This window comes from Propionivibrio sp., from assembly GCF_017995515.1.
GTDB lineage: Bacteria > Pseudomonadota > Gammaproteobacteria > Burkholderiales > Rhodocyclaceae > Propionivibrio.
Window position 1 is genome coordinate 1 of sequence record NZ_JAGOIT010000045.1, and the last position, 15,843, is coordinate 15,843.

At 62.4% G+C, this 15,843-nt stretch carries 16 protein-coding genes; 14 read left to right on the plus strand and 2 right to left on the minus strand.

What is annotated here, in order from left to right; translation table 11 throughout:
- From KBA32_RS09135 to KBA32_RS09200, 14 genes are all read left to right on the plus strand, one after another.
- Nucleotides 1–245, plus strand: a 245-nt coding sequence (locus tag KBA32_RS09135; protein ID WP_294357792.1) for an Rnf-Nqr domain containing protein, incomplete at its 5' end; no start/stop codon positions are given.
- Nucleotides 245–796, plus strand: a complete 552-nt coding sequence (gene rsxB, locus KBA32_RS09140; RefSeq protein ID WP_294357795.1) for an electron transport complex subunit RsxB — start codon at nt 245–247, stop codon at nt 794–796. The genes KBA32_RS09135 and rsxB, both read left to right, overlap by 1 nt.
- 25 nt (nt 797–821) lie before the next feature.
- Nucleotides 822–2,501: an electron transport complex subunit RsxC gene (gene rsxC / locus KBA32_RS09145; protein WP_294357798.1), complete on the plus strand. Its 1,680-nt coding sequence runs from the start codon at nt 822–824 to the stop codon at nt 2,499–2,501.
- A 4-nt stretch (nt 2,502–2,505) separates the two neighbouring features.
- Nucleotides 2,506–3,549, plus strand: coding sequence for an RnfABCDGE type electron transport complex subunit D (locus KBA32_RS09150; protein ID WP_294357801.1), 1,044 nt, complete (start codon nt 2,506–2,508; stop codon nt 3,547–3,549).
- Nucleotides 3,546–4,202 carry an electron transport complex subunit RsxG gene (gene rsxG / locus KBA32_RS09155; protein WP_294357804.1) on the plus strand — a complete coding sequence of 219 codons (657 nt, stop codon included), beginning with the start codon at nt 3,546–3,548 and terminating at the stop codon, nt 4,200–4,202. Before KBA32_RS09150 ends, rsxG begins: the two co-directional genes overlap by 4 nt.
- A gap of 24 nt (nt 4,203–4,226) precedes the next feature.
- Nucleotides 4,227–4,913: an electron transport complex subunit E gene (locus tag KBA32_RS09160; RefSeq protein ID WP_294357807.1), complete on the plus strand. Its 687-nt coding sequence runs from the start codon at nt 4,227–4,229 to the stop codon at nt 4,911–4,913.
- A 13-nt stretch (nt 4,914–4,926) separates the two neighbouring features.
- Nucleotides 4,927–5,562, plus strand: coding sequence for an endonuclease III (gene nth / locus KBA32_RS09165; protein WP_294357811.1), 636 nt, complete (start codon nt 4,927–4,929; stop codon nt 5,560–5,562).
- A 149-nt stretch (nt 5,563–5,711) separates the two neighbouring features.
- Entirely contained in the window at nt 5,712–6,797 is a 1,086-nt protein-coding gene (locus tag KBA32_RS09170; protein WP_294357813.1) for an ABC transporter ATP-binding protein, read from the plus strand.
- 9 nt (nt 6,798–6,806) lie between these two features.
- The gene (locus KBA32_RS09175) at nt 6,807–7,724 is read left to right on the plus strand and encodes a carbohydrate ABC transporter permease (RefSeq protein ID WP_294357816.1); all 918 of its coding nucleotides are present in this window, start codon (nt 6,807–6,809) and stop codon (nt 7,722–7,724) included.
- A gap of 12 nt (nt 7,725–7,736) precedes the next feature.
- Nucleotides 7,737–8,576 carry a carbohydrate ABC transporter permease gene (locus tag KBA32_RS09180; protein WP_294357819.1) on the plus strand — a complete coding sequence of 280 codons (840 nt, stop codon included), beginning with the start codon at nt 7,737–7,739 and terminating at the stop codon, nt 8,574–8,576.
- Nucleotides 8,577–8,658: 82 nt separating this feature from the next.
- A complete protein-coding gene (locus tag KBA32_RS09185; RefSeq protein WP_294357822.1) occupies nt 8,659–9,996 on the plus strand; it encodes an extracellular solute-binding protein in 1,338 nt (445 codons plus the stop codon).
- A gap of 117 nt (nt 9,997–10,113) precedes the next feature.
- On the plus strand, nt 10,114–11,628 hold the full coding sequence (locus KBA32_RS09190; RefSeq protein ID WP_294357828.1) for an alpha-N-arabinofuranosidase: 1,515 nt from the start codon (nt 10,114–10,116) through the stop codon (nt 11,626–11,628).
- Nucleotides 11,629–11,688: 60 nt separating this feature from the next.
- On the plus strand, nt 11,689–12,411 hold the full coding sequence (locus tag KBA32_RS09195) for a FadR/GntR family transcriptional regulator (RefSeq protein WP_294357831.1): 723 nt from the start codon (nt 11,689–11,691) through the stop codon (nt 12,409–12,411).
- A gap of 217 nt (nt 12,412–12,628) precedes the next feature.
- Nucleotides 12,629–13,324: a response regulator transcription factor gene (locus tag KBA32_RS09200; protein ID WP_294357835.1), complete on the plus strand. Its 696-nt coding sequence runs from the start codon at nt 12,629–12,631 to the stop codon at nt 13,322–13,324.
- A 429-nt stretch (nt 13,325–13,753) separates the two neighbouring features.
- Here the strand turns inward: KBA32_RS09200 and KBA32_RS09205 are convergent, their stop codons facing one another.
- Nucleotides 13,754–14,134 carry a transcriptional regulator gene (locus KBA32_RS09205; protein ID WP_294357838.1) on the minus strand — a complete coding sequence of 127 codons (381 nt, stop codon included), beginning with the start codon at nt 14,132–14,134 and terminating at the stop codon, nt 13,754–13,756.
- Between the two features lie 14 nt (nt 14,135–14,148).
- Nucleotides 14,149–15,720, minus strand: a complete 1,572-nt coding sequence (locus KBA32_RS09210; RefSeq protein WP_294357840.1) for a histidine kinase — start codon at nt 15,718–15,720, stop codon at nt 14,149–14,151.
- Nucleotides 15,721–15,843: the final 123 nt, after the last annotated feature.

Below are 15,843 nucleotides of genomic sequence, written 5' to 3' on the forward strand. Positions count from 1 at the left end.
GCGCGGTGCTCGGCGTACCGCTGCTCAACGTCGCCAACAAGCACAACTTCCTTGAATCGCTGCTTTTCGGCGCCGCCAGCGCCGTCGGGTTCTCACTGGTGCTGGTGCTCTTTGCCGGCATTCGCGAGCGCGTCGAAGGCGCGGACATCCCCGTCCATTTCCGCGGCGTCGCGATCGCCATGGTCACCGCCGGTCTGATGTCGCTCGCGTTCATGGGCTTCGCCGGCTTGGACAAGTATCAATAATGCTCGCTGCCATCCTTATCATGGCGCTCGGCGCCGTCGTCCTCGGCGCCGCGCTCGGTTATGCATCGATCAAGTTCAAGGTCGAGGGCAATCCGCTGGTCGAGAAGATCGAAGCCATCCTTCCGCAAACGCAATGCGGCCAATGCGGCTTCCCTGGCTGCAAGCCCTACGCCGAAGCGATCGCCGAGGGCGAGGTCGACATCAACCTGTGCCCGCCGGGCGGCCAGGAAGGCGTGCGCAAGCTCGCCGACCTGCTCGGTCGCGAGGTCAAACCGCTCAACGCCGAGGAAAAACCGAAGCAGGTGGCGATCATCGACGAGCAGACGTGCATCGGCTGCACGCTGTGCATTCAGGCCTGCCCGGTCGACGCCATCGTCGGCGCTGCCAAGCAGATGCATACCATCGTTGCCTCGCTATGCACCGGCTGCGAACTGTGCGTCAAGCCGTGCCCGGTCGAGTGCATCACGATGGAAGTCATCCCCGAGAGCATCGATAACTGGAAGTGGAAGTACCCGGTGATCGAAATCAAGCCCGTCAAACGCGCCGCCTGACGCGAAGAAAGCTCCAAGACCGCGAATGCTCCAGCAACTCTTCAAATTCAACGGCGGCGTCAAGCCGGATACCAACAAGACGCCGTCAGTCCAGGCGCCGATCGGCATCGCGCCGCTGCCGAAGTTGCTCGTCGTGCCGCTGCATCAAAGCATCGGCGGTATTCCCAATCCGCTCGTCGCGGCGGGCGAGCGCGTGTTGAAAGGCCAAAGGATCGGCGGGCCGGACAAGTGGATCTCGTCGGCCGTCCATGCGCCGACTTCCGGGACGGTAATCGCCGTCGAAGAGCGCATCGCCTCGCACCCTTCGGGCTTGCCGACGCTCTCGGTGGTCATCGAACCCGACGGACGCGACGAATGGATCGAACGCACGCCCATCGATTACAGCGCGCTGGAGCCGGAAAAAGTGCGTGAGATCCTGCGCGACTACGGCATCGTCGGGCTCGGCGGTGCGGTGTTTCCGACGCACGCCAAGCTGACGCCAGCCAAATCGGTGCCGATGGACGCGCTCGTCATCAACGGTGCCGAATGCGAACCGTTCATGACCTGCGACGACCTCCTGATGCGCGAGCGCCCGGAGGAAATCGTGCGCGGCGTCGGCATCTTCCGCGACCTGCTCAAGCCGAAGCGCGTGCTGATCGGCATCGAGGATAACAAGCCGGAAGCGGTCGCCGCGATGAAAGCCGCCGTCGCCAAGGTCGGCGAGAGCTTCGAGGTGATCGCCGTGCCGACGCGCTACCCCGCCGGCGGCGCCAAGCAGTTGATCCGCGTTTTGACCGGCAAGGAAGTCCCGGCCAGCAAGCGTTCGCCCGAGATGGGCGTGCAGTGCTTCAACGTCGCCACGGCCTATACCGCCTGGCGCGCGATCGCCCACGGCGAACCGGTGCTGTCACGCATCGTCACCGTCACCGGCAACGTCGCACAGCCGCGTAACTGGGAAGTGCTGCTCGGCACGCCGATCAGGGACGTCATCGCGCTCGGCCAGCCGAAGGCCGATACCAACCGCTTCGTAATGGGCGGCCCGATGATGGGTTTTGAACTGCCGAACATCGACTCACCCATCGTCAAGGCCGCCAACTGCATCATCGCCGGTTCCACCGCCCTGTTCCCGCCACCACCGCCTGAAATGCCCTGCATCCGCTGCGGCGCCTGTGCGGAAGCTTGTCCGCACGAACTGCAACCGTTCGAGATGTACTGGTTCTCGCGTTCCAAGAACTTCGGCAAGGCACAGGAATACAACATCTTCGACTGCATCGAATGCGGCTGCTGCAGCTACGTCTGTCCGTCGCGCATCCCGCTCGTTCAGTACTTCCGCTTCGCCAAGAGCGAAATCTGGTCGCGCGAACGCGACAAGAACATGGCCGACGCGGCGAAGGCGCGTTTCGAGTTCCGCAACGAACGCGACGAGCGCGAGAAAGCCGAGAAAGCCGAACGCCTGGCGAAAGCCGCGGCGGCCAAGGCCACCGAGAAGAAGGTCGCGCCAGCCCCCGCACCATCGCCGGAAGCCACGCCGGCCCCAACCGATGCCGAGGCAGCAAAGAAAGCCGCCATCGCCGCCGCCATGGAACGTGCCCGCCTGCAACGGGAAGCCGTGCAGCCGAAGAACACCGAGGGACTGACGATCGCCCAGCGCAAGGAGATCGCCGAGATCGAAGCGCGCCGCGGCGTGCTGGAAGAGAAAGCGGCGCCCGATGCAGAGGTCAAATAAGTCGATGAACTTCAATACTCCGCCCTACCTCTCACAAGACGTCAGCGTCCGCCGCGTGATGCTGCAGGTGCTGGCTGCGCTGCTGCCGGGCATCGCCGTCTATGCCTGGCTGATCGGCCCGGTCGTGCTGGTCCAGGTTGCCATCGCCACACTCGCTGCACTTCTCGGCGAAGCGCTCATGCTGCGCCTGCTCGGCAAGCCGCTCGGTCTGTTTCTCGGCGATGGCAGCGCCGTCGTCACCGCCTGGCTGATCGCACTCGCCTTTCCGCCGCTTGCGCCGTGGTGGCTGATCGTCGTCGCTTCGCTATTCGCCATCGTCGTCGCCAAGCATCTCTACGGCGGATTGGGTCAGAACCCCTTCAACCCCGCGATGATTGCCTTCGCCGTCTGTATCGTCTCCTTCCCGGCGCTCATGTCGCAATGGCCGGCGGTCGACATGCAGGCCGGCTTCATGGATCAGCTGGTGCTGGTCTTCGGCTACGCGCCGCGACTCGACGCGATCAGCGGCGCCACCCCGCTCGACGCGCTGAAGACCGCGCTCAAGCTCGGTGAGGGCAGCGCGACCGTCGCTTCGGTGACGGCCGACGCCGGTATTTTCGGCCACTTCGCCGGTAACGGCTGGGAGTGGGTCGGCCTCGCCTACCTCGTCGGCGGCCTCTGGCTCTGGCAGCGCAAGATCATCCAGTGGCGTACTCCGTTCGCCTTCCTCGCCGGCATCGGCCTGCTCGCCGCCGCGCTCTGGCTTTGGAACCCGGCACAGTTCGCCAACCCGCTGTTCCACCTCTTCTCCGGCGGTTCGATGCTCGGCGCCTTCTTCATCGTCACCGATCCCGTTTCCGGCTGCACGACACCGAAAGGCAAGCTGATCTTCGGTTTCTCGGCCGGCGCACTCGCTTACATCATCCGCGTCTTCGGCGGCTACCCGGACGGTGTCGCCTTCGCCGTGCTGTTGCTCAACATCTGCGTGCCGCTCATCGACCTCTACACGCAGCCGCCGATCTTCGGAATGAAGGAAGGTACGAAGAACCGTGCGAAGGAGCGGTCATGACGCACGGAATCAAGCCGCCCACCGCGGCCAAGATGGCGGTGCGCACGGCGGTCATCCTGTTTCTTTTCGTCGTCGTGTTCACCGGCCTGCTCTCCGGCGCCTATTTCTGGACGCTCCCGACGATCCAGGCGGCCGCCTCGGAAGAGAAGATGAAGCTGATCGACGACGTGCTGCCGCGTACAAGCTACGACAACGATCTCCTGCAAGACGCGATCGAACTCGCGCCGGCCCCGGCGCTGGGTCAGGACAACGCATCGACGGCGTACCGCGCGCGCAAGGATGGCAAGACGACGGCGCTCGTTTTCGAGGCGGTCGCGCCCGACGGCTACGCCGGCAAGATCCGTCTGCTGATCGCCGTCGATACCGACGGCACCCTGCTCGGCGTGCGCGTCACGCAACACAAGGAGACGCCCGGCCTTGGCGACTATATCGAGCCGAAAAAGGACAAGAACAAGGAACGTCCCTGGATCACGCAGTTCGACGGTCTGAAACCGGCGGCGACGGAAGAACGCGAGTGGAAGGTGAAGAAGGACGGCGGACGCTTCGACTCGGTCGCTGGCGCCACGGTGACACCGCGTGCCGTGATCAAGGCGGTACGCAAGGCTGCGGTCTATGTGGCCGAAAACCGCGAGACGTTATTCGCGTCCCAATAGCTGGATGCAAGAGAGGTTACGGACATGATTACCCGCGACGAATTCCGCCAGATCGCCAACAACGGCGTCTGGAAGCAGAACACCAGCATCGTGCAGATTCTCGGACTGTGCCCGCTGCTGGCGGTGACGACCAACCTGGTGAATGGCGCGATGCTCTCGCTGGCGACGATCATCGTCATGGCCATGTCGGGGCTCGCCATCGCCAGCCTGCGCAACCTGATCCCGCACGAGATCCGCATCCCGGTCTTCATCCTGATCGTCGCCGCGCTGGTCACCGTGATCGACTTGCTGTTCAACGCCAACCTGCACGAACTGTATCTGGTGCTCGGCATCTTCATCCCGCTGATCGTCACCAACTGCATCGTGCTCGCGCGCGTGGAAGCGTTTGCCGCAAAAAATCCGCCGCTGCAATCGATGTCCGACGGCATCTTCATGGGCGTCGGCATGTTGTGGACGCTCTCCCTGCTCGGCGGCCTGCGTGAAGTGATCGGCAGCGGAACGCTGTTTTCCGGCATCGACATGGTCTTCCCCGGCCTGCAACCGCTGCACCTGTTCGGCGACAACTATCCGGGTTTCCTGATCGCCATCCTGCCGCCCGGCGCCTTCATCCTGCTCGGCTGCATGATCGCCTGGAAAAACTGGATCGATGCGCGCGCCGCCGCGCGACAACAACGCGCCACGCCGCAGCCGGTCGCCGCCGGTGGCCACTGATCCCGCATCGACAATGAACGCCGCCAAGCGCGCCGAGATCTTCGCCCGCTTGCGCGCCGCCAATCCGGCACCGACGACAGAACTCCAATACGCCTCGGTCTTTCAGCTGCTCGTCGCCGTCATCCTCTCGGCGCAGGCCACCGACAAGAGCGTCAACAGCGCGACGCGCAAGCTGTACGCTGACGCGCCGACGCCGCAAGCCGTCCTCGCGCTCGGCGAAGACGGCCTCATCGAGTACATCAACCGCATCGGCCTCTATCGCAACAAGGCGAAGAACGTCATCGCCACCTGCGCGCAACTCATCGAGAAGCACGGCGGCGAGGTGCCGCACGACCGCACGGCGCTCGAAGCACTGCCCGGCGTCGGCCGCAAGACCGCCAACGTCGTGCTCAATACTGCGTTCGGCGAACCGACGATCGCCGTCGACACGCACATCTTCCGTGTCGCCAATCGCATCGGACTGGCCAGGGGCAAAACCCCGCTCGCCGTCGAAGTCGGGCTGCTCAAGGTCGTTCCCGACGAATTCAAGCAGGACGCCCACCACTGGCTGATCCTGCACGGCCGCTACGTGTGCAAGGCACGTAAACCCGAGTGTGGGCGCTGCCCGATCCTCGATCTTTGCGAGCACAAGGACAAGACGCCGTTCTGACCGCAGCAGTAGTATTCGCCCCAACCAACGACACCCACAGGCGTCAATTCCATAATTAAAGCACTTCAATCCATACCGGAAGGCGACAAGCGCCGCTAACATGCCTTTCATAATACCAAAGAACATAACCACACTCGGAGGGCAGGCTTGTGGCAGGTATAGAAATACGCGGCGTCAAGAAGAGCTTTGGCGCTGTTGAAGTTATTCCCGATCTTTCGCTGGCCATCAACGATGGCGAGTTCGTCGTTTTTCTCGGTCCATCGGGTTGCGGCAAGTCCACACTGCTGCGCATGATCGCCGGCCTGGAAACGGTCAGCGGCGGCGACATCCGCATCGGCGAACGGTCGGTGGTCGGCCTCGCCCCCGGCGCACGCGACGTGGCGATGGTTTTCCAGCACTACGCGTTGTATCCGCACATGAGCGTGCGCGACAACATGGCCTTCGGCCTGCGCAACATCAACATGGCCGAGGCCGAAATCGACCGCCGCGTCACCGAAGCGGCACGCATGCTCGAACTGACCGAACTGCTCGATCGCAAGCCGATGCAGATGTCCGGTGGCCAACGCCAGCGCGTGGCGATCAGCCGCGCCGTGGTCAAGGAGCCGGGCGTCTTCCTGTTCGATGAACCGCTGTCCAATCTCGACGCCGCGTTGCGTACGCGCACCCGCGTCGAACTCGCCCGCTTGCACCAGCGCTTGAAGACGACGATGGTCTTCGTCACGCACGACCAGATCGAAGCGATGACGCTGGCCAACCGTATCGTCGTCATGAACAAGGGTCGTATCGAACAGGTCGGCACGCCGATGGAGGTTTATCACTTCCCGGCCACTCGCTTTGTCGCGGGCTTCATAGGCAGCCCGGTGATGAACTTCTTTGCCGGACCGTTGGTAGCTTCGGGTAGTGACTACGCCACCCTCAGAATTGCCGGCGGATTCGACCTCGCAACACGCGTTCCGCTCGCCGCACTACCGAAGGAAGCGAAGCTCACCGCAGGCGTGCGCGCCGAACATCTCGTCGTCGACGCCGCATCGACCTTCACGGCGAAGGCAGACGTCGTCGAGCGCCTCGGCGAAAGGACGCTCGTCTACGTCACTCTCCAGGACGGCAGCTTCGCCGTCGCCGAGACACCGCGTGATGTAGACGTCAATCCGGGAGAGACGGTCGGCCTGCGCTTCGAGGAGGCCAGCGTGCATCTCTTCGACGAATCGGGCAAGGCCTACCACGCCGCGCTCTAGGAGATGGCCATGAAACGCTCCCAACCGAAGGCACAGCGTCAACAGGTCGCGATGGCGGGTGTCGGCAAGCCGAGCTGGTTCAACCTGCTGTTCATCCTGCCCTTCCTCGTCGGCTACGTCCTGCTGCTCGTCTATCCCGTATTCAACGGGTTCTGGCTGAGCCTGCACGAGATCGACCAGTTGTCCGACAGCAGCGAATTCGTCGGGCTGGCCAACTTCGCCCGCCTGTTTACCGACGAAATCTTCCGCGGCACGGTCTGGAACACGTTCTATTTCATCTTCTTGACCACGCCGGTGTTCGTCGCCCTCGGCCTGGCCCTGGCCCTTGCGTTGAACCGCCCAGGCAAGACCGGTGCGGCGTTGAGGGCGATCTTTTTCGGTTCGTCGGTTCTTTCTGTCACCATCGTCACGCTCGTCTGGCGGCTCGTCCTGATGCCGGATCGCGGCATGCTGGCCAACATCCTGCACGCGATCGGCCTGCCATCGATTGCACCGCTGGCCAGCGAAGCCCTCGCTTTGCCGTCCATTGCACTGGTCACCGTGTGGTGGATCGTCGGACTGCCGATGATGCTTTTCCTCTCGGCGCTGCAGCAGATTCCGCAGGACATCTACGAAGCCGCAGCACTCGACAACGCGTCGCGCTGGCGCACCTTCGTCTCGATCACGCTGCCGTCGATCAAGCGCACCGTCGCGCTGGTGGCGATCATCGAAGTCATCCTGCAATTCCAGCTGTTCGGCCAGTCGCAACTGATGACGCTGGGCGGCCCGAACAACACCTCACGCTCGATCGTGATGTTCATCTACGACGCCGGATTCAAGCAGTGGGCGCTCGGCTATTCGGCCGCCGCCGCGCAAGTTCTGTTCGCCCTGATGCTCGTCGGCGTAGCGATCCAGATGTGGATCGCCAAGAAACGCGACGCCGAATAGGAGAAACCAGTCATGAGCACAACACTCTCCGGCAGCAAACTCGGCAACCGCCTCATCCTGGCCGCCGTCATCACCCTCGCCGTCGTCTGGATCGCACCGCTGGTCTGGGTCTTCGCCCTCTCGTTCAAGCCGAACGAGTTCCTTTCGGTGCGTACCGACGTCCTCTTCTCGCCGCCCTTCACGCTGAAGAACTACCAGGACATCATCGGCAGCTCGGACGTCTTCGGCTGGATCGTCAACAGCATGATCGTTTCGATCGGGCAAACCTTCCTGACGCTCGTCCTCGCCTCTCTGGCCGGCTACGGCTTCGCGCGCACCGAGTTTCCGGGCAAACGCATCCTCTTCGCCTTCGTCCTCGCCGGCCTCGCCGTACCGGAGCAGGCTGTCGTCATCCCGCTGCACCGCCTGTTCGCCGAACTCGACCTGCACAACACCTATTCAGCACTGATCCTGCCGCGCTTGGCCGCACCGTTCGGCGTCTTCCTGATGACCGGTTACTTCAAGGCCATCCCGCGCGACATCGAGGAAGCCGCCCTGCTCGACAACACGCCACGCTGGAAGATCTTCCTGCGCGTGCTGTTGCCGCTGACCATCCCGGCTCAGGCGACGCTCGGCATCTTCACTTTCCTGACAGCGTGGAACGACTACCTTTGGCCGCTGATCTCGGCGTCGCGCCCGGACATGTACACGCTGACCTTGGGCCTCGCCGCGACACAGACCAACTTCGCTCAGGCCGGTGGCATCGGCTTCCTGATGTCGCAGGCGGTCTTCGCCGGGTTGCCGATCTTCATCGTCTATCTGTTTTTCCAGAAGCACATCGTTTCGGCAGTCGCCGGAACGGCCAGTCGCTGACGCGTCGACGCGACCGGTTTGTGGAATCACCCGCCCAATCCCGGGCTTGGCATTTCGACGTAATAAAACAAGGAGGAGCAACATGAAGAAACTGTTCTGCAAGAGCGCTTTAGCCCTGCTGGTCGGTGCTTGCTGCGTTAGTGCCAACGTCTACGCCGAAGAAAAGACCGAGATCACCTTCCAGCGCTTCTTCGGCGCCTGCGAAGCCGACTACGGCAAGGTCGTCGATGTGACCAAGGCGCGCGGCGAGTGCGGCATCATTACGGCGCTGACCAACCAATTCAACGCCACGAACAAGCAAGGCATCGTCGTCAAGACGCAGATTGCGGAATGGGGCCCCTACTACGACCAACTGACGGCGCGGATCGTCGCCAAGGACGTCCCGACCATCGCCGTGATGCACGAGTCGGTGCTCGGCGACTTCGTCTCACGCAAGCTTGTCGAACCGCTCGACGAAGGCTTCAAGTCGGTCGGCATCGACACCAAGGACTTCACCGATCAGGCGGCCAAGGGTACGAGCTTCGACGGCAAAACCTACGCGCTGCCACAGGATACGTGGTCGTGGCTATGGCACATCAACCTCAACCTCTTCAAGAAAGCCGGCCTGACCAACGCCGACGGCACACCGATCCTGCCGACGACGCCGGACGAAATGCTCGCTCAGGCCAAGAAATTCAAGGAAGCGACCGGCAAGCCCTACTTCTCCTGGACGACGGCCAATGAAACCGCCGCGCCCTTCCGCACTTTCCTCACGCTGCTCGCCCAGCAGAACGGTCAGCTCTTCAAGGACGGCGGCAAGAAGATCGACATGCAGTCGAAGGAAGCCCTCGCCGCGCTGGACCTGATGAACAAGCTCAACCTCGACGGCGCGATCAAGCCCAACCTCGACTACTCCGCGACGCAGCAAGCCTTCGTCAACGGTGATGTCGGCGTAAACGTGGTCGGCACCTGGACGATCGACGACTTCATCGCCGCGTCGGACAAGGCCGATTCGCCGCTCAAGGGCGGCTACACGGTCGTTCCGTTCGCCAACATCTTTGGCAAGAAGGCGGCCTTTGCCGACGGCCACAGCTGGATCATGTTGAAGGGCGGCGCCAAGACCGAAGCTCAGCGCAAGGCCGCGCTCACCTTCCTCAAGTTCCTCTGGGACAACAACTACGAGTGGTCGCGCACCGGCCACCTGACGGTGAGCAAGACGGTCGCCACCAGCGAGAAGTTCACCAGCCTGCCCTTCCGCAAGAACATCGCGGAAATCACCAGCACCGGCTACTCGCTGCCCAACAGCGTCGTCCGCCAGCGCGCCATCGAGACCATCGTCGGCGAGGAAATCTCCAACATGACGCTCTCCAAGAAGTCGGTCGCCGATACGGCCAAGTCGGCTGAGGAACGCGTCAACAAGCTGCTCTCAAGCGTGAAGTAACCCGTTGAAGTAATTCCTGTCTCCACCTTGCGGGGGCGCTCGCCGGAAACCACCACACCCCACCGGCGAACCCCCGACCTTTTTTGCCCCGAACACTGAACTCAGGATCAAGCCACCATGATTGCCTCACGCCTCATCGTCGATTGCGACTTCGCGATTTCGGACCTGGACCGCCGCGTCTTCGGCAGCTTCGTCGAACACATGGGCCGTTGCGTCTATACCGGCATTTACGAACCGGGCCACCCGACGGCCGACGCGGACGGTTTCCGCCAGGATGTCATGGAACTGACGCGCGAACTCGGCCCGACCATCATCCGCTATCCGGGCGGCAACTTCATGTCCGGCTACAACTGGGAAGACGGCGTCGGCCCCAAGGAAGAGCGGCCGGTGCGGCTCGATCTCGCCTGGTTCTCCAAGGAGACCAACCAGTTCGGCACCAACGAGTTCATGGACTGGTGCAAGAAGGTCGACATCGAGCCGATGTTCGGCGTCAATCTCGGCACGCGCGGCCCGGACGAGGCGCGCCACTTCCTCGAATACTGCAACCATCCCGGCGGCACCGCGCTCTCCGACCAGCGCCGCGCGCACGGCTACGAACAACCGCACGACATCAAGTTCTGGTGTCTCGGCAACGAGATGGACGGCCCGTGGCAGATCTGCCGCAAGACGGCCGACGAGTACGGCCGCATCGCGCAGGAAACCGGCAAACTGATGCGCATGGTCGACCCGACGATCCAGCTCTCCGCCTGCGGCTCGTCGATGTGGGACATGCCGACCTACGGCACCTGGGAAGACACCGTGCTCGACCACTGCTTCGAGCAGGTCGACTTCCTCTCGCTGCACAGCTACTTCCAGAACCCGCACGACTCGACCGAGGAGTACTTCGGCAACATCGAGCTGACCGATAACTTCATCAAGCAGACCGTCGCCATCGCCGACGCCGTCGCCGCGCGCAAGCGTTCGGCCAAGCGCATCATGCTCTCCTTCGACGAATGGAACGTCTGGTACAAGGCGCGCAGCATCGAAGACCTGCGCAAGCCCGGCTGGCCGGTCGCCCCGCGCCTGATCGAGGAAATCTACAACTACGAGGACGCGCTGGTCGTCGGCGGCGCGCTGATCACGCTGATGAACAACTGCGACCGCGTCAAGGTCGCTTGCCTCGCGCAGCTGGTCAACGTCATCGGCCCGATCATGACCGAACCGGGTGGCCCAGCCTGGCGGCAGACGATCTTCTATCCGTTCTCGCAGGCCTCGCGCTTCGGCCATGGCCGCGTCCTGCGCCCGGTGATCGACTCGCCGTCGTATCAGGCCAAGACCTTCGACGAAATCCCTTACCTCTGCGCCAGCGTGGTCGACGACGAGGCGAGCGGCCGGACGACGATCTTCGCGCTCAACCGCCATCTCGAAGAAGACATGGAACTGAAGATCGAGCTGCGCGGACTCGGCGCGGATCGCGTCGTCGAGGAAGCGATCGAGCTGTTCAACTCGAACATGAAGGCGATCAACACCAAAGACACCCCGAATGCCGTGGCGCCCACGTACAATGCCGACGTCCGCATCGAGGGCGAGACACTGATCGCGAAACTCAAACCGGGTTCGTGGAACGTCCTCGTCACCCGCGCCAAAAAATAAGCAAACAGAGCAACTGGCGTGACGCAAGGGACAACACAAGGAGCCAGCTGGAGCCAGTCAATGTTTGAACGTGAACCGATCGTCGGCACGATGAGCTCGCAAGTCGCGCGCATCATCGGAACGAAAATCGTCGGGGGCGAATACGCCCCGGGCGATTCCTTACCGATCGAAGGCGATCTGTGTACCCAGTACGGTGTCAGCCGCACGACGATACGCGAAGCGATCAAGCATCTGGCCGGCAAGCGCTTGATCGACGTGCAGCCGAAGATCGGCACGCGCGTCCTGCCCTTCACCGACTGGAATCTGCTCGACCGCGAGGTGTTGTCCTGGCGCCTCACCGCCCAGTTCGACTCGAAGATCGTCGAGGACATCTTCGAGATGCGCCTCTGCTTCGAACCGCGCGCCTGCCACCTCGCCGCGCGTTACGGCTCGGACGACGACCACCGCCTGATCGAGAAGCGCTACACCAAGCTCGCCGGCATCGTGCAGTCCGGCAACGATGTCCGTCTCGCCGCACAGGCCGATCTCGAGTTCCACATGACGATCATCAACCTCTCGCAGAACGGCATGTTCATCACCATCGGCAGCGCCATCAAGGCCGCCCTGCGGGTCTCCTCCGAAATGCTGCAACGGCATGCAACACACCCGAGCGAGGACCTGGCGCTCTACGACGATGTGAGAAACCGCATCGTCCGCCGCGAAGCCGACGACGCGGCGGAGGCCATGACCCGCCTGCTCAAGGCCTCACTGGCGCGCGTGCTGCCGATTACGACAAAGATTTGACCGAATAAAGCAAGGAACAGCGGCAGCGGTGAGCGCACCGATTGCGAGTCGAGAGCCGCTGCGTAGGCAGTTTAGGGATTCGATGTAGCGTTAATTTGAACAGGGCGGATTGGGTGAAGTGGCTCGGTCCACATCCAGCGCGACGCGCTCGAAACCACGGTGACCGTGAGCGTGCCGATTTCGGACAGCAAGGGCCACGACAGAAAGCAAAGCAACGATGAACACCAAATCTGAGGGCGAAACCCCCATCCGCGTCATGATCGTCGACGACCACAAGTCGATCCTCTGGGGACTCGAACGCCTGGTCGAAAGTGCAAGTCCGCGCATGGTGGTCACCGGCACGGCTGCGTCCTGTACCGAAATGCTGTCCGTCGTCGTCACGGCCAGGCCGGACGTCATCCTGCTCGACCTCGACCTTGACGGCCAGAACTCGGCCGACTTCCTGCCGGACCTGCTCCGCCTGACCAATGCGCAGGTGCTCATCCTCACCGGAGGCCGCGATTTCGCCTTTCATCAAGCCGCGCTCATGAAAGGCGCACGCGGCGTCATCGGCAAGGACGAAAACGCCGACGTCCTGCTGCTCGCCATCGAACGCGTGTACGCCGGCGAAGTCTGGGTTAACCGGATGATGATGGGCAAACTGCTCGAAAGCATGTCCGCCAGCGCTGGCAAAGGTGCCAATGCTGATCCGGAAGCCGCAAAAATCGCCAGCCTCACCCCGCGCGAACGCGAAATCGTCGGCGCCATCGTGCGCAACCGCGGTGGAAAAAGCCTTGAGATCGCCGATTCACTGCACATCAGCGAACACACCTTGCGCAATCACCTGACGCTTATCTACGAGAAACTCGGTGTGCGCAACCGGCTGGATCTGTTTGCGTATGCGATTGAGCACGGGTTGGACAAGGATTGCTGACGACGTCATACCGGCGAAAGCGACCGAAGGGAGTGCAGAGCCAGTATCGGAGGGCACCGGCCGATTGGACCCCCGGCATCCGCCGGGGTGACGAGTCCATATATCTTCGGGCCTCATCAATCGAATCCTCCGTTGCGCCGTACAACACCCTTCGACACGCCCGCTGTGCGGGCTGCTCAGGGCGAACGGAGGTCACCCTGTCGGTGCGTTCAAGAAAAACCGCTCGTCCTGAGCTTATCGAAGGATGGGTGGTTTTTCGTAATTCAACTTATTGATCCGGCACGAAGAAGTCTCAATTTCCGTTCGGGCTGAGCCTGTCGAAGCCCGCCCTCCCTTCAACAAGTTCAGGGCGAACGGACTTCAAACATTACCTCGCCGGATCAATAGTGATTCCAGTTTGGAGGGCCCGGCGACAACCCGGCGCGACCATCAAGCCGCAAGCGGCAATTTGCTGGGACGGATCAGACTTTCGGCGGGAATTCCAAATCTCTCATGTAAGTTCCAGATCATAGTGAGCGTCAGAGGGCGCTTGCGGTTGAGTATTTCGTAAACGCGATTCAAGCGACCGATAGCGGGCACGAGGTCTTTCGGCGACAGCCCAGCCTGCTCCATGCGGAACCTGATTGCTTCCACTGGATCAGCAGGATCAACGGGGTAATGCTTTATCTCGTAGGCTTCCACGAGGGTAAGCAGCACCTCGAATCGGTCACCTTCAGGCGTACCGGGTGCTGGCTCACTATCAAAATAGTCCGACACCTCGCGCAGTGCCGCTTTGTAGTCGCTTTCGGTATGAATCGGGCGGATGTCCATGTTATAGCTCCATTTCAGCCGCCCAGTTCTTGTGCGCGCTCGGTCAGTGACCGCGGCGTAAACTCCGGCGCACCGTTGCCATCGTTGCCGTTGCGCAGCGTGAGAATCAGCGTGTCGCCCTGCATGGCCAGCGAGACCCAGGCCCAGTGCGACTTGGTGTGGCGCCCGATATTGCTCAACCCTTCGGCGACCATGTGGAAAATTTCGCCGGCCATGCGTCGGCTGACGGGAACGTCCGCTTCGATATTGACCTCGACGTCGATGCCGAACAGCTGTCCGCAGCGAGCAGCCTGCCGCCGGACGGCGCTGGACAGCAGGGCGCCGCCCTTGCCCGGTGCGCCACGCAGGCCGCTGACGACTTCGCGCATGCTGGCCAGTTCTTCCGTGACAAGTTCCGTCAATCGCGCCAAGTCGGGTGCGATCGGGTTGTCCTTGCCGGCGCGACGCTGCACGGCTTCGATCGCGAACTTGAGCCCGATGTACGGTTGAATCGCCGTGTCGTGCAAATCCCGACCGATGCGCGCTCGCTCGGCTTCAGCCGCCTGATTGGCGAGTTCTTCGCGCAGGCAGGCGTTATCGACGGTCGGGCTGATCTGCTCGACGATGCGTTGCAGCATGCCCAGCGTCTGAAGGTTGATGGCGATCGATTCGCCGGCCAGCAACAACCGCATCTTGCCGACGCTGCCGGCGGGGATCGGGACCGACATCAAACGTTTTCGGCCAGCCAGCCCGACGAGCTCCAGCAGCGTTTCGCGACTGATCTGGACGGAATCGGACGGCATTCCTGAGGGACCGATCTCAATGTGTCTTCCCGGTCGCCAGCGTGGCTGATCGCCCGACCAGCCGACGGCGACTTCGCCCGGCAACTCCAGCAGCTGTTTGACGACGGGCGCGGCGGCGCCTTCGGACAACTCGAAAATCTCGTACTCTGCCTCCCAGCACATGACGCGGCAGCGCTCGGTGAATGTCTTGATGGCGAGCAGGACGACCGAGGCGTCCATCTTGTTGGCGATCTGGAGGATCAGATCGGAGATGATCGCGTCGAAGCTGTGCCGCGCCTCGGCCATCATCTCGAAGCTGCGCGCCAGTTCCTGCTTCTTGCTTGTCGCTTCCTCGATCCGGGCCAGCGCAACGAGGACTTGCGCGATGACGAACAAGGACAGCGGCAGGGCGAGCAACTGGGACCACGGAAGGCGCGGGTCGTTGAGAATGAAGACGGCCAGCGACCCGGAACCATTGAAGGCGGCGATGGCGACGCTCTCCCGATAATCGGCGCGCCACGCGGCGAAGAACACGGGGAACAGGAGGAACAGGAAGTAGTGGGTGCCCTCGTTGTCGGCGAGATACAAGAGGAGCAGGAACCAGCAGGAGTCGAGCCAGTAATAGACACGGCGCTGCGCGTTCAGCGACCCTTTGGCCGCCTGCCAGAGCAGAATGATCGCGTAGATGCTGAACGCGATGACCGCCACTGAAAGCGCCATTCGCCCCTGCTGCCGCTCGTCCAGCATGAGCAACCCGGCGATGATCGCCAGCATGACGCGCAGGCTTTCGACGATGCGCCGATGCTTGTCAGTGCGATAGACCATTTATCCTTTTGTCACACCCGGTAATGGAATGAGCCGTTGCATAGGCAGTTTAGCTGGCAAAAGGGATTCGATATAGCGATTCTTGATCTCGGGTGGTGGTTCGGTGCAATGCGCTGCGCTTAT